The organism is Corynebacterium sp. HMSC078H07, from assembly GCF_001812805.1.
Classification (GTDB): domain Bacteria; phylum Actinomycetota; class Actinomycetes; order Mycobacteriales; family Mycobacteriaceae; genus Corynebacterium.
Window position 1 is genome coordinate 11,288 of the sequence record NZ_KV810467.1, and the last position, 19,034, is coordinate 30,321.

Consider the following 19,034-nt stretch of genomic DNA (forward strand, 5'->3'; position numbering starts at 1 on the left):
CAGGTGAGTCGGGACATGTTTGACACCATGAACACTCCCAACCGCAACCTTGCCAGTGTCAAAGCAGGCTAAGGCCTCAGTGTCGCCGGTAGGACTAAGAAGCCCCTGCTCCACTCAGCGTAGGCGCCATCGTGCTCATACTTCGACTATCCCGATGCTTCTCGCGCACGCGGCAGGGTTCCTGCAAGGAGGGCCTCCGGGAACAGAATCAACCTTTCCAGCGCTCTGGGCAAAGCGAAACCGGCACCCCAGAACAAAACAAACTGAGATGCCGGTTTGTCAACGATGTCGCGACTCATGACATTGGCGGTGGCGGCGGGATTTGAACCCGCGGTTGGGGGTTACCCAACAATCGCTTTCGAGGCGATCACCTTCGGCCGCTCGGACACGCCACCGCGTTCCAGATTACGGGAGTCATCCCGAGCGACAAAATCGCTGCCCACGCCAGGCGGCACGGACAGCGATTCAGCTATTTGAGGCTAGGAATTAGTCCTTGAGGTTACCGATGACCTCGTTGGCCTTATCCTTGATGCCCTCAACAGCGTCGGAAGCCTTCTGCTTGGCCTCGGAGGTGACCTGGTCGGCCTTGCCCTCGTTCTCCAGCTTTTCGTTGTCGCTTACGTTGCCAGCGGCTTCCTTAGCCTTGCCGACGAACTCGTCCTTCTTGTTCTCAAAATCACCCATGATTTTCTCCTTAATCTTTGTCCATTCAATGCGGGCCACCCAGCCTACACCTGAATCGGAAAGAGGAACCGGGGACACTACCCAACTCAGGGCTACTCGCCGCTGCCGCGCAGCCCCCCGAAGAAGCTCGTGAGCAGCTCCGCGCACTCCTCCTCCAGCACACCGCCGCGTACCTCGGGCACGTGGAGGGCGCCGGGGGCGCGGAGGACGTCGACAAGCGAGCCGCATGCCCCCGTCTTCGGCTCAAAGGCACCAAAGACCACCGAGGACACCCGGGAAGCCTGAATCGCACCAGCGCACATCGCGCAGGGTTCCAAGGTGACGACCAGCTCGCAACCCTCCAGCCGCCAGCCATCACCGCGCACACGCACCGCCTGGCGGATGGCTTCAACCTCCGCATGCGCTGTTGGGTCATTGAGTTGCTCGCGGCGATTCACGCCGGTGGCGAGTTCTTTACCGGAGGCGTCGTACAGCACGGCGCCCACCGGGATATCTCCCACCGGCGTGGTGCGCGCCACCTCTATGGCGCGGCGCATGCGAGACTCCGAGCGCACCAGGCCCGCTGCTGGTTTAAGAGTCATCCGAGTCGAGGCCGTCGATGAAATCCTCCAGCTCATCGCCAAAACCCAGCTCGCCGGCGATGCGCAGGAGCATATCGGAAGGCCAGTCCTCATCGTTGTCAATGATGTAGCCCACTTGGTCCTCGTCGAGGCCGAGGTCCGCGAAGATGTCGAAGTCGCCATCGCCGTAGGGATCGGCGTCCTCCCACTCGTCTTCGTCCAAATCCGGGATATCAATATCGCGCAGGTCGAGGAAATCCGCGGCGAAGTCGTCTTCGGCGGCATAGGTGGCGTCGGAAAGCAGCATACGCACATCCCCCGGCACCGGGCGCACGACGACGAAATAGTCATCCTCCACGCACAGCAGCGCAAAGGCCGCACCCTCGGAACGCAGGTTGCGCACCGCCTTAATGGAGGTGTTGACGTTAGTGAAGTCATCCTCGAAGGGGCGAATCACCCATCCGTGCTCGCTGCGGGCGACGGTGATGGAAAAAGAGAGATCGTCGTGGCTCATACCTCGTCAGATTAGTCGGGTTGTGCCACAATTGTCACCGTGAGTTCTCAAGATGTTCAACGCCCCGTCTGCATTATCGGCCTCGGCCTCATTGGTGGTTCCCTGCTGCGTGACCTCGCTGCAAGCAACCATCCGGTGTACGGCTACAACCACTCCACGTCCGGTGCCCGCATTGCTGTGAAGCAGGGCTTTGACGTCACCGATGACCTCCCCGCCATTCTTCGCCGCGCGGAGGAAGACAAGGCGCTCATCGTTATCGCGGTGCCGATGGATGCGGTTGCGTCGGTCCTCGATGCCATTCAGGAACACGCCCCGAGCTGCGGCTTTACGGACGTCGTCTCGGTGAAGACCGAAATCCGCCAGCTCGTCGTTGACCGCAACATGCACCCACGCTACGTGGGTGGCCACCCCATGGCGGGTACGTCCAAGTCCGGTTGGGAGAACTCTCAGACCGGCCTGTTCAACCGCGCTGCCTGGGTCATCACCTACGACTACGCCGCTGAGTGCGAGGCTCGTGGCGAGCGTATCCCCGCCGAGTGGGAGAATATTTTCGCTGATGTTGTCCGCATGACGCAGATGGTCCACGCGGAGGCCGTGCCGGTGCGCGTGGCGAACCACGATGCTGCGGTTGCTCGCATTTCTCATCTGCCGCACGTGCTGGCAGAGACCCTCGCGGTAGTGGGCGATAATGGCGGCATCCTGGCGCAGTCCCTGGCGGCTGGCTCTTTCAAGGACGGCACGCGCGTGGCCGGTACCCACCCGGATCTGGTTCGCCAGATGTGCGAGACCAACGCGACTGCCCTAGTCACTGCTTTGGATGAGGCGATTGAGTTGATGCAGTCTGCCCGTGACTCGCTGGCTTCAGATGAGCCTTCAATCGCCGAGCTTGCCGACGCTGGCTACAGAGCCCGCACCCGCATCGAAGCCCGATCCGGTGCTCGTAAGGAATCCGTTTCTCCGGTCAAGATTTCTTCCCGCCCGGTGCTGCGCCTGCACCCGGGTGCACCGAATTGGGTAGCGCAGTTGCGCCAGACGGAATCCTTGGGTGGGCGCATCGAGATCTTCTAGCCGGCTGGTGGGCTTCTAGGCCCAACTTCTAAGCTCCAGAAGGGCCCTGCTCTGGAATTCTTTCGACCCGCTGAGCACATTCCTATCCTTGGTCGGCGGTTTCACCGTGCCCACACCGCTGCAGCACAAGGTCTCTTTAGTACGGTCCCTTGCTCTGGCCCCTTTGCAGTGCAAAGGGACCACTTACGGGCAGTTTTCCTTACTCAGATGGTCCCTTTAGTCAGCGAAAGGACCAAACTAAAGGAACCAATATAAAGGGACCATCTGCAACAGCTTGCCTCGCCCGATCTGGCGGAGAGCATCAGCCGGAGGGCAGTTCTGTCCATAAAACAGTTTTCAAAAAGAGTTTTGCAGGTGGCATCGGCCGGACTGTGAAGTAGCATGCACGGCGGTGCGCGGGGTGTTTAGTCGCGGAAGGTGTCGTCGCGGCGCTTGCGAGCTTGGGACTCATCGCGCGTGATGCCGAGGAGCGGGTAGCCCATGAGGCCCGCTGCTAGGCCCACCGGCAACAACCACGGCATGCCGGAGGCCAGCCACAGCACCAGGCCGAAGATGGCTCCGGCGATCAGACAGGGAATAAGTTTCTCCTTCATGGAGAAACAGCCTAGTTGGTGCGCTTCTCAGCGCCAGACTTGCGGTTAAGCACACGCGAGAAGATGGCGATCGCGATAAGTCCGACTACCGCGGTAATGCCCGCTGGCCACGCGACAAAGGCACTGACTTGCATCGTTGTTGGTGGCGCCGGGGAGTTGTCGGCATTAAGAATGCCGTCGGTATCGCGGCCGCTGATAACGTCCTCGATCCAATCGCGGACTTCGACCACCGACGTGATGGCCGCAGTCGGGGAAGGCAGGTCCGGATCTGCATTCGAAGTGCCAGCGGTGGCCACGCCCACGAGGCGGCCATTGACGAAGAACGGTCCGCCGGAGTCGCCGCCCTGCATGCCCTCGCCATTGAGGGACTTCACGTCCATGATGGCAGCGGCAATCATCGGCCCCACTCCCCCAAGCTCGCCAGCTGGGATGCTTTCCGCGCCGCCTGGGCCCGAGGTGATGTCTGGCATCTCGCCGCCCTTCATCACCTGGGGAGCGTCAGACGAGCCAGGGGCGGGAGCGACCATTCCGCCAGGTCCGTTCGGTGCGGGAACGGCCATTCCGCCAGGAGCCATGCCACCGGAATCACTTGGAGCAGTTGCTTCTCCTCCTGGAGCTACCGGCGTCATTTTCTCGCCCGACTCGTCAGGGCTCGCAGGTGGGTTGCCGCCAGACAGTAGTTCGCCGACTTCCATCTCGGCCATCGGCAGCTGGCCTTTGCGGGCCATGCGGGAGCTGCTACTCCAGCCATAGAAGTGGCCTTTCTCGCCAGCGGTGGGAACCGCATCCGCGAGCTTGGCGGGCTTGATGCCCTCGACGGGTTCGGTCAGGTGCATAAGGCCGGCGTCGATAGTCGGTGAAACAGCCCAGGAGTCCACGTCATAGACGCGGGTATCCTTGCCCTGGCCAAAGCGAGCTTGTGAGCCCTCGTTGTTGACGGACTCCAAGCAGTGGCGGGCGGTGAGCACCCATTGCTCGGCCACCAGCGTGCCGGTGCAATCGCCGAAGTTTCCGATCTTGCCCATGCGCAACGCAGCCACGGCAGCGCTTTCCTCCGATTGCGGAGCGGGCTGCGCAAACTCCAAGGCCATGGCCGGCGCAGCGCCTAGCCCCACGACCAGAGAGCTGGCCACAACAGCAGCTATCTTTCGTGCCTTCATTACGCGGCTACCTCCTTGATTGCCCAGGCCACGGCCCTTTCAGCCGGGCCTTTTCCGAAGAACTTCTTCCACAGCGCGCTGAGCACCAGGAACGCGAGCACAAAGCCTACTGCCGCCATGGTGTTGTGCAGCGAGATGTGAGCCTGCCAGTAGCGAGCCGTGAGAATGTGCAGGATATAAATGGTCAAGGACATCGAGCCCAATGCTGCGAAAGGGAAAGCCAAGTGCGGTAGCTGACGGCCAATGATCAAGCACAGGTGCAGCACGACCGCGGTGACCGCCACGGAGAGAAGGATTTCACCAAGCACACCCGTATGGCCGGTAAAACGCAGCCAGCCAGGGATATCCGGGTTGAAGCGCTGCCACAGACCGATGCCGGTAACGACGACAGCCACCGCGGTAGTGATGGCTTGGGTGCGGGTGGGGCGGGTGAGGTAGACGTCGTAAAGCAGCATGCCTGCCACCATGTACGCCAGGAACGCCACGAGGGGGTAGACCTGCGGGAGGGTGTAGGGCGCGTAGAGCACCGTGGCGCCCGCAGTAGCCAGAGCAAAGAGCAGGACCTTCCAGACGGTGGCCAGCGGCGGCACCCAGGCGGTGAGAGCCATGGCCGCGCCCATGACCACGAGCACCACCTGAATCTCACCGCCCACGGGCAGTAGAGCCACGCCGATGAGCATGACCAGCAGGCCGCGCGCGACCAGCTTGAGGAAAACTCGCAGCGAGTAATCGCGGGCAAGAATCATCATCGTGGTACCTGCAATGATGGCGAACCCCGCCGCCGGCAGCCCGGAGAGCACCACTTTGGCGCTCCACACCAGGTTGGCCATGTGCAGAATAATCATCCCGATGATGGCCAAGGAACGTGCAATATCAAGGCCCACTATTCGGGCACGCGCTGACACCTATTCATCTCCTTGCAGTCGAAAACGTCGAAAGACCGACCAGTGGCTCTGGCCGGTCTTCTTATTTGTGGTCGTTTTCAGCTCTGCGTTTCACGCTGCGCTGCGTGATGTGCGTCTCAGCGGGTAAGCGCGATAGCTTTTCCATCGCGCACGAGGTAAATGCGCTCAGGTGTTGTGGAGGCATCGGGGTCCACCTTCACCGTTACTGGACCTGCAAGAAGTTTCATGATGGCCCCGTCAGGTTGCGCGCCAAAGCAGATTTTGTCCAACCTCAAATCCCGAGTGATTTCTAGTTGACCATCTCCGTTGCTCTCAAAGTGGAAACTGAAGATATCGCAGGAGAACTGCACGACCCGATCCTTAAAGTTCACGCGAAAGGAATCCGGCTGTTTTGCTGATTGCCACTCGGAATTCACCACGAACTCCATCTGCTGCGCATTGGCGGTGACCAAGCCTGCGGGCACGTCAGTAACGATGTTGCTCTGCGAGGATCCAACTTCCGCTATGCCCGAGCTCCCCGGCAGCTCCGAGGAGCCGGCGCCCGAGAAGAGGGAGGAAATGAAAAGCAGGATAGCGGAGAGAATCGCTTGAATCATGGGCATCATTATATCCGCCACCGGCGGACCCATCGTGCGATCCTCCAGTAATTACTTGCCCAGGTCCTCCAGGATGCGCTCAGCCAGATCGGCCGAAGACTGCGGGTTCTGGCCGGTGTACAGATTTCCGTCCACCACAACATGGGAGCTCCAGTCTTCAGCAGCCTTGCCGTACTTCACGCCAGCTTCAACGAGCTCATCCTCCAGAAGCCACTTCGCGTTCTCCGCAAGCCCATTGGACTCTTCCTCAGTGTTGGAGAAGCCAGTCACGTTCTTGCCGGCAAAGGCGTTGGTGCCATCTTCGTTCTTCGCCGCCAGGATTGCGGCCGGCGCATGGCACAGCAATGCGAGGGGCGCGCCGGACGCAAGGCGCCGCTTCAACAGTGCGCCAGAGACAGCGTCGACTGCCAAGTCCTCCATAGGTCCGTGGCCACCTGGATAAAAGACCAAGTCATAGTCTTCCTCTTTAACATCCGCTAGGGCCTTTGGATTATCGAGCTCATCCTTGATTGACTCAAGATAGGAACGAATTTCCTGAAGCTCCTTGGGGTCACCGGCTCCTTCGCCAAGGCTCATCTCATCCAGCGTCGGCGCCACTGCGTTGGGGGTTGCCACGGTGATATCCCAGCCAGCATTGCTAAACAGGCGGTGTGGAACGGCAAGTTCCTCGGCCCAGTACCCAGTCGGGTGCACAGAACCATCCTTCTGGGTCCAGCCATCTGCCGCACTGACGACGAACAATACGCTAGTCATTTTTAATCTCCTTCACATCAGGTCTTTGCTTAGGCGCCCCACTATGTCAGAAAACTCGAATCTGTGCCGTTAGTACGGGAGCGCGACTACGGAACGCCCGGTTAAGGCTCCGGGGCACATCCGGGGCTCCTTTCGTTTTATGCTGATTTTCCACTGCTGTGGGGTTAACAATGTGGTTCACTTTCTGTAGGGACTTTTCCCTGGAAAGTGAGGTGAAGTGAAGATGAGCAAGGAACAACAACGAGCCCAATTGCAGCTGGCGAAGTCGATGTTCGACCAGGCGGCTATCTCTGTCAGTAGGGCCCGTTTCAACCTGGATCAGGCCGAGGCATCCAAGAAGGCAGCCGCCGAGAATTTCGACAAGGCTGAAGAGTTCTACCAGCAAGCCAAGACGACATACAGCTCTGCCGAGGATGCTCTCAACGCCGCAGTTACTGCGTTTGAGCAGAAGTACGGAGAAAAGCCGTTCTAACCAGGCTCGTCGTCGCCAGTTTTCTGCAGTTCTTCTTTTATTTTCTTTGCGTATTCGATGGCTGTTTTGGAGAAAGCGATTGACTTTTCAGCCAGTTCCTCCGGCGTTGCAGCGCCGGGGGTTTCTTCGTGATTACTCATAGTTTTTCCCCTCTTGATTCCCTCCTGCGGTATCCCCTGCCACAGGAGAGTTGCTATCCGTTACGGCACCAGAAGGGCCTGTTCCAACACAGCTTTCTGGGCCGCGGTCAAGCTCATACAACTCGACAGAACCAGCGATGCGAAGGCCTCAGACGGCACTTCACGCGCTGTCCGATATCCCTGTCCGTAAATGCCGTCAATAATCATTTCGGTGAAGCATTCCGCCTGGTCTTGCCAGCCCGGCTCGAAACTGAACTCAGTGCGACAACGCACATCAATTCCGCTGCACATCATGTCGCGGATCGAGCGCGACTGCTGCTCCTCCCAACTCAATGCATCCATCTTGTGGGCTCCTTTTCTTTCTTCGTGCATGTGTTTCTTCATGGCTTGCCGAGCTTTGTTCTTGGCATCTGCCGCAGATTTGTTATCTGGCAGTGGAGCTTTGTTTCTCCTTGCCTGGTCACGTCTCTAAGTGCGGCGAGAAGATTAGACCCGAGGGCTATGCTCTTGCCGCCGAGGTTCATTCCTTCTAGGCCGTCGACGGCATGGATGTCGATATTGAATTTGTCGATTAACTGGTTGAGCTCATGGATGAACTCAATTGCTTTTTGGTTCTCGATGCTGATGACGAATTCATCGCTAACCTTGCGCAGGCTTGCGGTGCTTTCTCCGAGGTTGTCCGGTGCCCTATCGTTGACTCTCATCCAGGGCATTAGCGTTCCCCTTTGTCTATGTTCCGATGCCCGTCGCGCTTAACCAGCGGGCTTCTAGGGCTTCCAGCCGATGCTGCACGCTTGTCCTGGACGGTAAGCTTCTTGATTTTCCGGCGGCGCTTCCAGCGCCGAAGCACGCTTCTGATATGAGCGAAACGTGGACGCTTTATGTAGATGGTCACCTGCGCAAGATGCTCGACTGGGCTTATCCCTTCGTCCTGGCCTGCTGGCGCCAGGTCAAAAAAGATGGTGTACCTTTCGACCTGCGGGTGGAGCATGCTGAGCCGTTGTGGCTGGACGTCGAATCGAATGTTGACTTCCTCATACCGGAGGGCCATGAGTCCGACTTCACCGAGACACTAAACGAGTCCGAATACGAGGAGTTTATGGAGTTTTTCGACTCCGGTAAGAAGCACGTTTACAGGCTCGTTGACGTCGAGTCGAATGACATTTACTTCCCCAGAGCGCAAGACGTTAAGGGGCGCTAAATGGGGCTTACCCTCTATCCAGAATGGGACAGTGCGGTGAGTGGTTTCCCCAACGTCTCGGGTTGGAATCGGCATCCTCCGCCGGCACAGCGGTTGGCGATTATCCGTGGCTCGCCTGACCTCATAAACAATGGTCATGATTGTTCTTCCTTGCTTTCCGACGCCCGGCGCGCCTAGGCGGCGGGTTCTTCTGTCGGTCCTTCAGCTATGGCTTGGACTGCAGATTTAATGTCGGTGACTCCCGCTGCCTCCATGAGCTTGATCGCAGTTGCCAACTTGACGTCAAAGCCGCGTCGAACACAACTTACCGTTCCGAGAGAGATGCCCACCGAAGCCGCAACCGCTTCATCTGAACTAACTCCCCGCGCTTCGCGAATCTGGTCGATTAGTGCTGGCTTGATGCGGTACTCCATACCCAGCTCCCCCCTGTGCAATATGCTTACAAATCCCCTTATACACACGGAAAGCAGAATGCACAACTCGTTTTGCACAATCCGCTATTACCCCAGTTAATTAAGCATCTGCATATTGCAATCATTTAACACATTGTGCATAATGGGCTGCATGAGCAATCACATCAGTTGGTATAAATCACTGGTTGGATCCGATACCGAAAAAGCGGCGTCCGACCGCGCCGGCATCACAACCAGCACCCTCAACCGTCAGCTGGCCAAAGGACACCTATCAGAAGGAAATGTCATTGCCATTGCACGCGCATACGGAGCAAACCCCGTCGATGCACTGGCAAGAACCGGATACATCACAGCAGAAGAGGCCGCTGGCAATGGCCAGGAAATAGCTGAGCTGCTTTCAGACCAGGAACTCATACGGGCCCTGGCACTACGCATCAATCCGGATGAAGAAATCTGGTCGCAAGCATTTGGAACGGTTGTAAACGAAACATCGAAGGCCGCCTCCCCAGCCGAAAAAACTGATGTCCAGGCAGACGTTTACGATTTGGACAGCCGCTCTCACGACGACCTGATTGAACGAATCAACGCCGGAATTGAACCGGTAGCCGCGCAGGAAGCGACGGAGCCGCTAGAGGAACACCATCCGTAGAAAGTCAGAAAGGAGCGCCCGATGTCCCCCATCGAGGAGCGTCTACACGACCTGCTCGACCAGGCCGGCGTGGAGCTCGTAGAAACAGGCAGACTCGACGTCCGCTACAACGCCTGCTACCACCACGCCACCGGCACCATCATCATGCGCAGCGGACTAGATCCCGCCACCCGCATCTGCGCCATCGGCCACGAGCTTGGCCACGCCGCCAACGGTGATGATTGCTCCACCGCGCAGGCCGAACGCCTCGCAGATGAATGGGCCGCGCGGAACCTCATTGACATCGACCTGGTCGAAGACGCCGCCGCAGACAACGGCAGAGCACCAAGCGCCATCGCCGCCGAGCTAAGCGTCACGCCGCGGCTCCTGACCATCTGGATGCAGCTCTACGAAGCCGGCCGAATCCCAACCCACAGCCCATACAGCTGCATGATCCTTTAACCATTCTCACCCCCAAGGAACCACCTAATACCCCTCGCCTAGAGGTAAATAACCTTTACAACAGCCAGGTCAAACAGCATAAGCAATTCGAATAAGGACGACTATGGATAACCAGCAATTAGAGCCAATTTATGACGGCTCAAATGAGTTTGTCATGTATTCCACCGAAGACGGGAAAACGGAAATTCACCTCCGCGTCATCGATGGAACCGTTTGGATGACCCAAGCTGAAATGTCGGAACTTTTCGCAGTCTCACGTTCAAGCATTAGCGAACATATAAAAGCCATCATTAACTCTGGCGAGCTACAGCGCAATGAGGTTGTTCGGAAATTCCGAAAGGTACAAGGTCAAGGCGTACAAGGACGTTCCCTCGACCACTACAATCTCGACGCCGTTATGGCCGTAGGCTATCGAGTTCGAGGTCCGCGCGGCATCCAATTCAGAGCATGGGCAACCCTGGTCCTCAAGGAGTACCTCGTCAAGGGCTTCGCCCTGAATGATGAGAAATTAAAAGATCCACGTGGCAAGGACTATTTCTCCGAGCTGCTCGACCGGATTCGCGATATCCGCTCGTCCGAGGCTCGGCTCTATCTTGAACTTCGCAATATCATCGCGCTGGCTGACGACTACGACAAGAAAGATCCACGAAATACTCGGATCTTCGCGAACATCCAAGACCGCCTGCTCGCAGCAGTCACTGGACTCACAGCTGCGGAAATCATCTCTACGCGAAGTAACCCCCAAGCTGACAATATGGGATTGACGACCTGGAGAGGTAAAAAGGTCGGAAAGAGTGACGTACGCACAGCCAAGAACTACCTAGATGACAACGAAATACGAGAACTCAATCTCCTCGTTTCAAGCTACTTGGAATACGCCCAGCTTCAGGCGGAACGAAGGCGCGTTATCCATGTTCAAGACTGGGTCGACCGCACCGCAGGTTTCATTTCCTTCAACGGATACGATGACCTTCTCGACCACGGACGTATTACACGTAAACGAGCGAACGAACTTGCCGACAAACGTTATGAACTTTTCAATGCAGGTCGAAAAGCCAAGGAACTCGACGAACTCGAGACGCAATACTTCGACGAACTCACCAAGACACAACAAATCCTGGAAGCCGATAGGGATCGGCTAACCCCAAGAAAGTAACTAGAAAAGCCCCTCCCCCGGCAAGTTTGGCGACGCGACGGGAGAGAGGCCCTAGGCCGAGCTAGGAATTACCCCACGACTGCTACGAATCTGGATGCAACTCTACGAAGCCGGCCGAATCCCAACCCATAGCCCATACAGCTGCATGATTCTCTGAGTCCGAATCAACCCCAGCGCCACAAACGACCCGCAACCGCTTCAAACGTTTGAGTCAGGACGTAACTTCAAACATCTTTTGAAACAGCCAGCTCAACGCGCATTTAGCAATGCTTTACCCCAACCAGAGAAAGACGAAGAAATGAACTCCGAAGAATACAACGACGCCCTCATCCAACCAGGCGCAAATATCAAAGAACAGCAAGTCCTAACGCTCCGATTTAATGGCAGCAACCCAGATGGACAAACCCTTCACGAGCTACGGGCAGAACACGTTTCCGATGTCTTAGAAGGAATCTCAGAACTGGTCCAGGACTTCGATAAAGCAGGTGCTTTCCACAATGCAGGCCCCAACAACAGGGATCTTTTCGTCCGACCTGCCAAAGAAGGCTCCTTCATAATCGAGCTCATCCAAGTAATTGTCGATAGCCCGCTCGCAGAAGCCGCGGCCGAAGACCCTGCAGGGGTGGCAACGGCATTAGGAGTACCAACAATCGGGCAAATCGTATGGTCCGCAATTCGAATCTTCAAGGACCAAGTGAAAGATTTCGATAAGCTCGACGATGGCAACGTAAAGATCTACTGGACAGACGGCACTGCTTCCGAGGTATCTGCTGATGTTTGGGCCGAACTCAATAAGCGTGAACGACGAAGGAAAAAGCAGCTCCGCAAGATCATGCGCCCTCTTGAAGATGGACGTGTTACCTCATTAGAGGCTCGAGATAATTCAAGCCTCAACGATGAACCACTCGCAAGCTTTACCAAGGCAGACTACCAAGCAGTAGAGCCAAACGAAGATGAACAAGAAGACTTCGACATTTTCGAAACGACTGGCCAGCTCTCAGCTATCGACTTCGATGACCCGGACCGGTGGAAAATCAAAACTGCCTTCCAAACACGCGTAGCCACAGTCGAAGACGAGGACTTTCTAACGGAAGTTAGTAAAGGTCTTAACCTCAATGGAACTGATTCATACGACCTCAAAATCCGTGAGGACAAAGTCACAAAGAATGGTCGCACCAACAAAAAGTGGACTATTCTGAAAATCCAAAAGAAGGAGAAGACCCGTGACGCTCAAGAACCGGACTCAGGCCAATAGGCCCAAGCCCGATTCACCGCGCCCAAAAAAGGTCATCGACATCTACAGCGTCATCCTCCTAGCCCTCGGCATCGTCTCTGGAATTGTCGCGTTCAGACTAACCCTCACTACGGAACTGAACGCCCTAGTCCTCATCCCATCGGTCGTAGCCGCCACCACCGGCGCCCTAAACCTCACGACCACAAAAGGGCCGCGGTAAACACAGATAAACCCCCGAATATGCAATTACACCGTAGATTGCCTATTCCCGTTATGCCCGCAGCTTGTACTGCGTGGCTCCGCTATAAGCATGCTCCCCTCACCTGGAAAGTTTGGTCGCGGACCAGGTGAAGGGAGGCTCCATCAAAGCAACTCTTGCGTTTTTCGCATGAGTTCTGACAAGAAAGAAGTGTATCCCATGGCCTACGTTGTAGACCTCTGGACAAAGAAGAACCCCGACAAAAGCCCCGGCGCCCAAGAAGATTCCGAGTGCCCGGTGGGGCGTTGGCCGGCGCTGGCAGGTGCGCTGGCAAGAAGGCGGTGAGTGGGTCTCAGAGACGTTCGTGTCCCAGGACGCTACCGAGTTACACCGCTCGCGCGTGGAGGTGGGCCAGGACGAAGGGACGTGGATCACCAAGGAGAAGAAAGCGATCACCTTCGAGGACCTATGGGAGCCTTGGTACGCCTCGAAGGCTGGCATTTCAGAGAAGACACGGCGTGACTATCTGTCGGTGTGGGAAACCCACGTACGGCCGACGTGGGGCGAGCAGGCGTGCGCTACGGTGCAGCGCTCGGTGGTGACGTCATGGATTGCCACGTTGGTGAATACGAAGACCGTCAAGGAAGGCCAGGAGCCGAGGCCGCTCGGGGATGCGCAGAAATACAAAGTCGGCGTGGTCATGCGTGGACTCATGGACTTGGCCAAAGAGCGCGGCGCAGTAGCGTCGAACCCTTTGGAGAAGGCCGTGACCAAGAAGCCGGGCCCTTCGGAGCGTCGGTATCTCAAGGTTCACGAGGTGGACGCACTCATAGATGCGGCGCCGACAGATGCCGCGCGCCTGCTGCTGCGAGTGCTCGTCATGACGGGCCTGCGGCCAGGCGAGGCCAAGGCCTTGAAGGTCAAGGACCTGGACTACAACCGCGCGCGGCTGATGATTCGCCGTGACGTCGACGATTTAGGGCGTGTGGATGCGACCAAGACGCGCAAGCACCGTGATGTGCCCATCGGAGGAACATTGCTGCGAGAGCCCATGGCCAACGCTGAAGGTAAGTAACCTGAGTCATGGCTTGTTCCCGACGAGCGTGGCCACGTGTGGACTACCGCGCGCTGGAGGACCGTCTGGTTCAACATGCTCCAGTACACCGGCATCAAGGGCTTAGACACCTACGAGCTGCGGCACACCGCGGCCTCGTTGGCTATCGCGGCGGGTGCGGACGTGAAGACGGTACAACTCATGCTTGGCCACGCCTCGGCCGCCATGACGCTAGACACCTACGCGCACCTATGGGAAGAAGGCCTCGACGCGATTCCTGACGCTATCGAGTCAAAGATGGCCGCAGAGCGAGAATCCAGAGCGATTAGCCAGCGAATGGCAGACGCCTCCGAAGCCGAGCGCCGACGCGCAGCGTTCCGAATAATCTAGCGTGAAAGCACAAAGAGCAACACGAAGACCCCGCCGAGAAGTCAGCAAGCGGCGGAGTCTTCATGTGTGCGGATGATGTTGAGTCTTGGCATTGGCCACAAGCCTCATGGTCATGCGCAAACCGCTCTAACCATCTCGAGGAAAGGTCGGGCCTGTGGCCAACACCTGTGACTAACGTTACGGGGTACCGTGGCGTCCCACGGTTGTGGTGACAGTAATCCGTTCACACGGTGATCACATTTCGTTCACACACAGAATGAACACGACTTAATGACCTGCAACAACCCCCAGCACTTGGGGAAGGCCCATAAACGCAAATAAACCCCCAGACTACCCGGTGTTTATACCGTTTAACCTGGGGGTTTAGATGGTGCGCCCGGAGGTGTCTGAGTTCACGACATATTTGACACCCTGTTCCTGCAAAAGCAGTCCTGATGCTTGACAGGTGAGTCGCGACAAACTTGACACTTAGCCCACCCTTACCGTGTCGAATGATGCTTGACAGGTGAGTCGGGACATGTTTGACACCATGAACAGTCCCAACCGCAACCTCGCCATCATCAAAGCAGGCTAAGGCCTCAGTGTTGCCGTAAAACTAAGAAGCCCCTGCACCACTCAGCGTAGGCGCCATCGTGCTCATGCTTGGACTATCCCAATGCTTCTCGTGCACGCGGCAGGGTTCCTGCAAGGAGGGGCTCCGGGAACAGAATCAACCTTTCCAGCGCTCTTGGCAAAGCGAAACCGGCACCCCAGAACAAAAGAAACTGAGATGCCGGTTTGTCAACGATGTCGCGACTCACCTGTCAAGCATGTCGCGACTCATGACATGGTGCGCCCGGAGGGATTCGAACAAAGTAGTCGGATTCCTTCGATAACGCACTGGTCAACGTCTTTTCTGGTTGCGGTTGACGATACCAGACAGGGCGCGTGCCCAAAACGTGCCCAATAACTCGAATAAGGAGCGCTTGTAATGGATACAGCGACGAAGATAGACGGGCTGAATATCCCGTTCTTGGTGAGCGTGAACAACGTGGAGGGACGGCTACAGCTATCGCATGATGCCGTGCTGCAAGACTGGCACCCGTTGGTGGCTCCGGTGTTGGAATACACCCGGCGCGCCGGGCTGTGCGTGCTACACGATGACGAAGGCGATAACGACTACTTCGTTTCTGGCCGTGAGCGCGAGAGGTGGTTTGTTCCCGGTGTTTAACTACGAACTTGAAACACTAGCCAACGGTGTTCGCCTCACCTACGAATTGCCGTATCCAAAGCATGTACCAGCGTCTGTAACCGAATGGATAGCTAGCCAAGATATGACGCGGATTAGTACCAGTGTTTCCGGAACTACAGCGACACAAGTTTACGTAGCTTAGGAATACGAATGCCCCGGCCTTTTTCAAGGTACCGGGGCGTTTCTGGCTTTGTAGGCTTATGCGCCTGCCATAGACGACATAAGAAGGGCCGGGCCTGCTGCGCTGGAACCAACGGCAAGGACAATTGCCGCTAGGCCACCGAAAAAGACGCCAGCGAGAGTTTTGAGACTCTCCGGATTAAGCATTTCCGGATTATTGATAAGTAGTTCCATTAGGTTAGTGAGCATGTAAGTTCCTTTGCTTTGGAGACAGAGACTTGCTCATATTACCCAACACAGCCCGGGCACGGTGCGTTTTAGCTATTTTCCAAGGCACGATAAATGCTAGGACGTGAAACACCGTAACGACGGGCGATTTCTGCGATTGATACGCCGCTGGCTTTAAGCTCTACAACTTCATCAACCTGTGCCGAGGTTAGCGATGGTTTACGACCCTTGTATTTTCCTTTGGCCTTTGCAATGGCGATACCCTCGCGTTGGCGTTCTTTGATTAGTGAGCGCTCGAATTCCGCTACTGCACCAAGCATGTTGAGCAAAAGATTGTTCATAGCAGAATCTTCGCCATTAAAGACAAGATTCTCTTTCACGAACCGCACGGCAACACCTTTGGCGTTTAGTTCTTCCACTATCCCGCGAAGGTCAACGATGTTGCGGGCGAGTCTGTCCATGGAGTGCACCACGAACACGTCCCCCTTGCGGGCGTAGCGGATGGCAGCACTAAGCTGCGGGCGGTTTGTGTCTTTGCCGCTGGCCTTGTCCGTAAACATTTCGTCTACGTCTACGTCTGTAAGTTGGCGTTCTTCGTTCTGGCCGTAAGAACTAACGCGTTGATAACCGATTATTGACATTGCGCCTGTCTCCTTTTGTGAGAGTGTACCGGGGTGTACGTTGGAGTCTATAACCCGGCGTACACCGTGTCAATAAATAGGGATTGGCACCCTATCGTACAGGGGATACGTGCACCGTCCCCGGTGTCCGCAGGGGTATAGCCTATCGGACATCCTCGCAGGGACTACCGCGCACACACACTGGGTTTGGATTAGGCGGGCTTTGCCGCTGGTTTGTGGCTGAGTTGGGATTGCTACGCCTAGGCTTGCGCTTTGGCACGGACAACAACGACACGGAGCCGCCACACCCCTAGCGTCCCCCTGCTAGCAGCACAGCGCCCTTGTGCGGTTTACAAAGCTGCGGACGTATCTAGCACTTCAAACGCACACACCCGATAGGGGCAGGGGGTGTAGCCCACCCCGTGCACTGTGACCGGAACGTATAGCGCCCGCAAACCCGCGCCGGGGTTGCGAAGTCGATGGGATTCATTTCCCGGGGTTATTTGCCCACTGGAAAACTAAATGAATAAAAACAGGCCAGGATTTGACACAGCTGTTCGAAAGTGGAAAGATGATGCTTTGCGCGGAAAACGGCGAAAGAACCCTGGAAGAAGTCTATCTTCAACCGGGTGGCTGCGCACGATTCGCGAGCGCTGTGTGAGAACTGAACACTCAACCGCTGGGCTGTTCTGTTCTATTTTTTTGTGCTGCGCACTGCAATGCGCTGTATCTGGATTCACCAAAGGAAGGAGTTACCAATTTGCTGTAGCCGCTACGCTACACCGCCTTCACGAAGAAGGCAAACCCGTTCATTTTTCCCAGTCAATCTAAGGAGGATTGCTATTTCTGTAAACGACTACAACACCCGGCGCGAGGTCTACGCGCTTCAGGGTAAGCGCGAGTGCAAGGATTGCGGCGATGTGATGCCGCTGGATTGTTTCTACGCTGATTACGCGGCTTACGGTGGGCACAAAAGCGTCTGTGCTGAGTGCTGCCGTGCGAAGGACAAGGCCAAACGACAGGAGCCGAAGGACGTTGTAGGGGCGTACACAAGCCGTATCCACAACGCCCGCCAGGATTGGCGAAGGGCCGGTAAGCGCGTGGAGTCCTTCAGCGCCCAGGACGTGATTAAGACCGTTCGAAGGAAGTTCAAAGCTGAGCCGGACAGGTGCCTAATCACAGGCCAGCAACTGCAATGGGATAACCCGCACGACCGCGTGACCTTCCTCAACCTTGACCACGTGCGCGGTGTAAATTCGCCGCGTTCGCGCCACTCAAAGAACAATTTGGTCCCTATGTCCGCTGTGGTCAATCAGGACTACAAGCGCGAGGGTTCATTGCTGGAAGCGTGGAAACGCACACCGACTGAGCTTCAGGCCATGTGCTACGCAGGCATTGCCGACGGCATGTCAAGTGTTGACGAAAACGGTAATCCGCTAATCCCTGCGCGGGCTGAGTGGAGCGAAGGCGATAGCGAGCCAATCACCGTGTTTGTCCCGGTTGACGAAGATTAATGGTGCTGTAGAAGGCGATAAAGGCGAAGGGGTGGGCCTTAACCACCCCACAAACCGTTAGAGGGGCATACAGCCCCACAGAGGAAGGAGAATTGTTTGACAGCACAGATTGATACCCCCGCGCTCGCAGGTGATAGAGCGCAAAGTTATGAGTTCCTGAAGGAGATTCTGGGCATCGTCCCCCTTGAGGATGTAAAAGAACCCACCGACGAAGATAGGTGGTTGATTCCCGGTGTACTCACCAAAACCAACACCATGCTGTACGGACAGGCCAGCGTGGGCAAGTCGATGGTGGTCGCAAGCCTGATTGCGAGCCTGTGGGACGGTCGCGAGTTCTTTAGGATTGCCCCGCTGGCGCAGGGGTTGCGCGGGTTGGTTGTCTGCGCTGATACCGCCGCTGAAGCGGAATACAAAGGCAGGTTAGTCAATCTAGGTGTTACTGATAGCGCCGTAGAGTTCCTGACCAACGCCGATGTAGAAACGCCGTGGGGGTTGCTACACCTGGCTGTTCAGCTAGGAAACTTCGATTACGTCGTGATTGACCACGCCACCGGCGTGTTGGCCGGTGACGAAAAAGAACGTGAACCGTGGCGTAGGTTCTGGCAGGAAGCGGTAGCGCCGTTCAACCTGCCCGTGCTGGTTGTGGCTCACAGTTCTGATGCCACGTACGAAGGCAAGCAGTCGCACCGCCCGCTGGGCAACTCAGCAGCAACCCAGTTCACCCGCTGCGAAGTAGAGGTGTTCAATCCGTCAAACAACAAGTTCGACCAGAGCCATAAGGTTCTACGAAGCAGCTCACGTTACGGCGATGGGATTGAACGCAAGTTCTGGATTGTTGACCCTGGCGTTATCGTCGTTGACGAATACGATGAAACCACGAAAACCAGGGACAGGAACCGCGAAACCCTGGACACCAACGCGGCGATTGCGCGCCGGGCTTGCGAGTCTTCGGAGACCACCAACATAGGCGTTGCCGGTGAGATTTGCGCAGAGTTCGACATGACAGAGGGCGGCATGAGGAACAAACTCACCAATCTTACTAAGGCCGGATTATTGGTGAAGAAGTCCAGCGCCGCCGGTGGAATGTACTCACCAGGGCCAAAACTAAAGGGCTAGATTTGCATCGTATCCGATGCAGA

25 protein-coding genes, 1 tRNA gene and 1 pseudogene are annotated in these 19,034 nt (G+C 56.7%); 12 read left to right on the top strand and 15 right to left on the bottom strand.

Annotation, left to right across the window (positions count from 1 at the left end):
• Positions 1-304 precede the first annotated feature (304 nt).
• The 4 genes from HMPREF2875_RS04675 to HMPREF2875_RS04690 form a co-directional block, all read right to left on the bottom strand.
• A tRNA-Ser gene (locus HMPREF2875_RS04675) sits at positions 305-395 on the bottom strand.
• Between the two features lie 91 nt (positions 396-486).
• On the bottom strand, positions 487-684 hold the full coding sequence (locus tag HMPREF2875_RS04680) for a CsbD family protein (protein ID WP_070538445.1): 198 nt from the start codon (positions 682-684) through the stop codon (positions 487-489).
• A 92-nt stretch (positions 685-776) separates the two neighbouring features.
• Positions 777-1,220 carry a nucleoside deaminase gene (locus tag HMPREF2875_RS04685; RefSeq protein WP_070670938.1) on the bottom strand — a complete coding sequence of 148 codons (444 nt, stop codon included), beginning with the start codon at positions 1,218-1,220 and terminating at the stop codon, positions 777-779.
• Positions 1,221-1,254: 34 nt separating this feature from the next.
• Positions 1,255-1,758, bottom strand: a complete 504-nt coding sequence (locus HMPREF2875_RS04690; protein WP_070670774.1) for a tRNA adenosine deaminase-associated protein — start codon at positions 1,756-1,758, stop codon at positions 1,255-1,257.
• 39 nt (positions 1,759-1,797) lie between these two features.
• On the opposite strand from HMPREF2875_RS04690, the gene HMPREF2875_RS04695 reads away from it, so the two are divergent.
• Positions 1,798-2,826, top strand: a complete 1,029-nt coding sequence (locus tag HMPREF2875_RS04695) for a prephenate dehydrogenase (RefSeq protein ID WP_070670776.1) — start codon at positions 1,798-1,800, stop codon at positions 2,824-2,826.
• Between the two features lie 404 nt (positions 2,827-3,230).
• Here HMPREF2875_RS04695 and HMPREF2875_RS04700 read toward each other — a convergent pair whose 3' ends face one another.
• The 5 genes from HMPREF2875_RS04700 to HMPREF2875_RS04720 all read right to left on the bottom strand — a co-directional run bounded on the left by HMPREF2875_RS04700 (position 3,231) and on the right by HMPREF2875_RS04720 (position 6,833).
• Positions 3,231-3,419 (bottom strand): hypothetical protein, encoded by a 189-nt coding sequence (locus tag HMPREF2875_RS04700; protein WP_070670779.1) that lies wholly within the window; start codon positions 3,417-3,419, stop codon positions 3,231-3,233.
• 11 nt (positions 3,420-3,430) lie between these two features.
• On the bottom strand, positions 3,431-4,579 hold the full coding sequence (locus HMPREF2875_RS04705) for a trypsin-like serine protease (protein WP_070670781.1): 1,149 nt from the start codon (positions 4,577-4,579) through the stop codon (positions 3,431-3,433).
• Positions 4,579-5,484, bottom strand: coding sequence for a DUF418 domain-containing protein (locus HMPREF2875_RS04710; RefSeq protein WP_070670784.1), 906 nt, complete (start codon positions 5,482-5,484; stop codon positions 4,579-4,581). The genes HMPREF2875_RS04705 and HMPREF2875_RS04710 overlap by 1 nt, the downstream gene beginning before the upstream one ends.
• Positions 5,485-5,600: 116 nt before the next feature.
• On the bottom strand, positions 5,601-6,080 hold the full coding sequence (locus HMPREF2875_RS04715) for a hypothetical protein (protein WP_070670940.1): 480 nt from the start codon (positions 6,078-6,080) through the stop codon (positions 5,601-5,603).
• Between the two features lie 51 nt (positions 6,081-6,131).
• Positions 6,132-6,833 (bottom strand): type 1 glutamine amidotransferase domain-containing protein, encoded by a 702-nt coding sequence (locus HMPREF2875_RS04720; protein WP_070670786.1) that lies wholly within the window; start codon positions 6,831-6,833, stop codon positions 6,132-6,134.
• A gap of 223 nt (positions 6,834-7,056) precedes the next feature.
• Between HMPREF2875_RS04720 and HMPREF2875_RS04725 the strand changes: the two genes are divergently transcribed.
• Positions 7,057-7,305, top strand: a complete 249-nt coding sequence (locus HMPREF2875_RS04725; RefSeq protein WP_070670788.1) for a hypothetical protein — start codon at positions 7,057-7,059, stop codon at positions 7,303-7,305.
• Here the strand turns inward: HMPREF2875_RS04725 and HMPREF2875_RS13685 are convergent.
• The 3 genes from HMPREF2875_RS13685 to HMPREF2875_RS04735 are packed head-to-tail and all read right to left on the bottom strand — an operon-like array spanning position 7,302 to position 8,158.
• Entirely contained in the window at positions 7,302-7,445 is a 144-nt protein-coding gene (locus HMPREF2875_RS13685) for a hypothetical protein (protein WP_168165565.1), read from the bottom strand. The two genes, HMPREF2875_RS04725 and HMPREF2875_RS13685, sit on opposite strands and share 4 nt — an antisense overlap.
• A 60-nt stretch (positions 7,446-7,505) precedes the next feature.
• Positions 7,506-7,829: a hypothetical protein gene (locus HMPREF2875_RS04730; RefSeq protein WP_070670790.1), complete on the bottom strand. Its 324-nt coding sequence runs from the start codon at positions 7,827-7,829 to the stop codon at positions 7,506-7,508.
• Positions 7,826-8,158, bottom strand: coding sequence for a hypothetical protein (locus HMPREF2875_RS04735; protein WP_070670792.1), 333 nt, complete (start codon positions 8,156-8,158; stop codon positions 7,826-7,828). The genes HMPREF2875_RS04730 and HMPREF2875_RS04735 overlap by 4 nt, the downstream gene beginning before the upstream one ends.
• Positions 8,159-8,304: 146 nt before the next feature.
• Between HMPREF2875_RS04735 and HMPREF2875_RS04740 the strand changes: the two genes are divergently transcribed.
• Entirely contained in the window at positions 8,305-8,646 is a 342-nt protein-coding gene (locus HMPREF2875_RS04740) for a hypothetical protein (RefSeq protein ID WP_070670794.1), read from the top strand.
• 173 nt (positions 8,647-8,819) lie between these two features.
• On the opposite strand, the gene HMPREF2875_RS04745 is transcribed toward HMPREF2875_RS04740, so the two are convergent.
• Positions 8,820-9,059, bottom strand: coding sequence for a hypothetical protein (locus tag HMPREF2875_RS04745; RefSeq protein WP_070670796.1), 240 nt, complete (start codon positions 9,057-9,059; stop codon positions 8,820-8,822).
• Between the two features lie 151 nt (positions 9,060-9,210).
• Here HMPREF2875_RS04745 and HMPREF2875_RS04750 point away from each other — a divergent pair, with 151 nt between their 5' ends.
• From HMPREF2875_RS04750 to HMPREF2875_RS04785, 7 genes and pseudogenes are all read left to right on the top strand, one after another.
• Positions 9,211-9,708, top strand: coding sequence for a hypothetical protein (locus tag HMPREF2875_RS04750; RefSeq protein WP_083311851.1), 498 nt, complete (start codon positions 9,211-9,213; stop codon positions 9,706-9,708).
• Positions 9,709-9,729: 21 nt separating this feature from the next.
• Positions 9,730-10,149, top strand: a complete 420-nt coding sequence (locus tag HMPREF2875_RS04755) for an ImmA/IrrE family metallo-endopeptidase (protein ID WP_070670800.1) — start codon at positions 9,730-9,732, stop codon at positions 10,147-10,149.
• 103 nt (positions 10,150-10,252) lie between these two features.
• Positions 10,253-11,305, top strand: coding sequence for a RhuM family protein (gene rhuM, locus HMPREF2875_RS04760; protein ID WP_070670803.1), 1,053 nt, complete (start codon positions 10,253-10,255; stop codon positions 11,303-11,305).
• A 298-nt stretch (positions 11,306-11,603) separates the two neighbouring features.
• A complete protein-coding gene (locus HMPREF2875_RS04765; protein WP_083311852.1) occupies positions 11,604-12,560 on the top strand; it encodes an LAPAL motif-containing putative phage structural protein in 957 nt (318 codons plus the stop codon).
• A complete protein-coding gene (locus HMPREF2875_RS04770) occupies positions 12,529-12,759 on the top strand; it encodes a hypothetical protein (RefSeq protein ID WP_070670805.1) in 231 nt (76 codons plus the stop codon). Before HMPREF2875_RS04765 ends, HMPREF2875_RS04770 begins: the two co-directional genes overlap by 32 nt.
• A gap of 601 nt (positions 12,760-13,360) precedes the next feature.
• A pseudogene (locus HMPREF2875_RS13690) lies at positions 13,361-14,182 on the top strand (tyrosine-type recombinase/integrase).
• Between the two features lie 970 nt (positions 14,183-15,152).
• A complete protein-coding gene (locus HMPREF2875_RS04785; RefSeq protein WP_070670807.1) occupies positions 15,153-15,392 on the top strand; it encodes a hypothetical protein in 240 nt (79 codons plus the stop codon).
• A 219-nt stretch (positions 15,393-15,611) separates the two neighbouring features.
• Here HMPREF2875_RS04785 and HMPREF2875_RS13695 read toward each other — a convergent pair whose 3' ends face one another.
• Positions 15,612-15,782, bottom strand: coding sequence for a hypothetical protein (locus tag HMPREF2875_RS13695; protein WP_158407802.1), 171 nt, complete (start codon positions 15,780-15,782; stop codon positions 15,612-15,614).
• A 68-nt stretch (positions 15,783-15,850) separates the two neighbouring features.
• The gene (locus tag HMPREF2875_RS04790; RefSeq protein WP_070670809.1) at positions 15,851-16,402 is read right to left on the bottom strand and encodes a recombinase family protein; all 552 of its coding nucleotides are present in this window, start codon (positions 16,400-16,402) and stop codon (positions 15,851-15,853) included.
• A 902-nt stretch (positions 16,403-17,304) separates the two neighbouring features.
• Here HMPREF2875_RS04790 and HMPREF2875_RS04795 point away from each other — a divergent pair.
• A complete protein-coding gene (locus HMPREF2875_RS04795) occupies positions 17,305-17,895 on the top strand; it encodes a hypothetical protein (RefSeq protein ID WP_070670811.1) in 591 nt (196 codons plus the stop codon).
• A 96-nt stretch (positions 17,896-17,991) separates the two neighbouring features.
• Positions 17,992-19,011, top strand: a complete 1,020-nt coding sequence (locus tag HMPREF2875_RS04800; RefSeq protein ID WP_070670814.1) for an AAA family ATPase — start codon at positions 17,992-17,994, stop codon at positions 19,009-19,011.
• Positions 19,012-19,034: the final 23 nt, after the last annotated feature.

What these genes read in the sequence shown, in the direction of transcription:
- HMPREF2875_RS04680 (WP_070538445.1), bottom strand. Translation starts at nt 684, where the DNA reads ATGGGTGATTTTGAGAACAAGAAGGACGAGTTCGTCGGCAAGGCTAAG.
- HMPREF2875_RS04685 (WP_070670938.1), bottom strand. Translation starts at nt 1,220, where the DNA reads ATGCGCCGCGCCATAGAGGTGGCGCGCACCACGCCGGTGGGAGATATC.
- HMPREF2875_RS04690 (WP_070670774.1), bottom strand. Translation starts at nt 1,758, where the DNA reads ATGAGCCACGACGATCTCTCTTTTTCCATCACCGTCGCCCGCAGCGAG.
- HMPREF2875_RS04700 (WP_070670779.1), bottom strand. Translation starts at nt 3,419, where the DNA reads ATGAAGGAGAAACTTATTCCCTGTCTGATCGCCGGAGCCATCTTCGGC.
- HMPREF2875_RS04705 (WP_070670781.1), bottom strand. Translation starts at nt 4,579, where the DNA reads ATGAAGGCACGAAAGATAGCTGCTGTTGTGGCCAGCTCTCTGGTCGTG.
- HMPREF2875_RS04715 (WP_070670940.1), bottom strand. Translation starts at nt 6,080, where the DNA reads ATGATTCAAGCGATTCTCTCCGCTATCCTGCTTTTCATTTCCTCCCTC.
- HMPREF2875_RS04720 (WP_070670786.1), bottom strand. Translation starts at nt 6,833, where the DNA reads ATGACTAGCGTATTGTTCGTCGTCAGTGCGGCAGATGGCTGGACCCAG.
- HMPREF2875_RS04725 (WP_070670788.1), top strand. Translation starts at nt 7,057, where the DNA reads ATGAGCAAGGAACAACAACGAGCCCAATTGCAGCTGGCGAAGTCGATG.
- HMPREF2875_RS13685 (WP_168165565.1), bottom strand. Translation starts at nt 7,445, where the DNA reads ATGAGTAATCACGAAGAAACCCCCGGCGCTGCAACGCCGGAGGAACTG.
- HMPREF2875_RS04730 (WP_070670790.1), bottom strand. Translation starts at nt 7,829, where the DNA reads ATGAAGAAACACATGCACGAAGAAAGAAAAGGAGCCCACAAGATGGAT.
- HMPREF2875_RS04735 (WP_070670792.1), bottom strand. Translation starts at nt 8,158, where the DNA reads ATGCCCTGGATGAGAGTCAACGATAGGGCACCGGACAACCTCGGAGAA.
- HMPREF2875_RS04740 (WP_070670794.1), top strand. Translation starts at nt 8,305, where the DNA reads ATGAGCGAAACGTGGACGCTTTATGTAGATGGTCACCTGCGCAAGATG.
- HMPREF2875_RS04745 (WP_070670796.1), bottom strand. Translation starts at nt 9,059, where the DNA reads ATGGAGTACCGCATCAAGCCAGCACTAATCGACCAGATTCGCGAAGCG.
- HMPREF2875_RS04750 (WP_083311851.1), top strand. Translation starts at nt 9,211, where the DNA reads ATGAGCAATCACATCAGTTGGTATAAATCACTGGTTGGATCCGATACC.
- HMPREF2875_RS04755 (WP_070670800.1), top strand. Translation starts at nt 9,730, where the DNA reads ATGTCCCCCATCGAGGAGCGTCTACACGACCTGCTCGACCAGGCCGGC.
- rhuM (WP_070670803.1), top strand. Translation starts at nt 10,253, where the DNA reads ATGGATAACCAGCAATTAGAGCCAATTTATGACGGCTCAAATGAGTTT.
- HMPREF2875_RS04765 (WP_083311852.1), top strand. Translation starts at nt 11,604, where the DNA reads ATGAACTCCGAAGAATACAACGACGCCCTCATCCAACCAGGCGCAAAT.
- HMPREF2875_RS04785 (WP_070670807.1), top strand. Translation starts at nt 15,153, where the DNA reads ATGGATACAGCGACGAAGATAGACGGGCTGAATATCCCGTTCTTGGTG.
- HMPREF2875_RS13695 (WP_158407802.1), bottom strand. Translation starts at nt 15,782, where the DNA reads ATGCTCACTAACCTAATGGAACTACTTATCAATAATCCGGAAATGCTT.
- HMPREF2875_RS04790 (WP_070670809.1), bottom strand. Translation starts at nt 16,402, where the DNA reads ATGTCAATAATCGGTTATCAACGCGTTAGTTCTTACGGCCAGAACGAA.
- HMPREF2875_RS04795 (WP_070670811.1), top strand. Translation starts at nt 17,305, where the DNA reads ATGCCGCTGGATTGTTTCTACGCTGATTACGCGGCTTACGGTGGGCAC.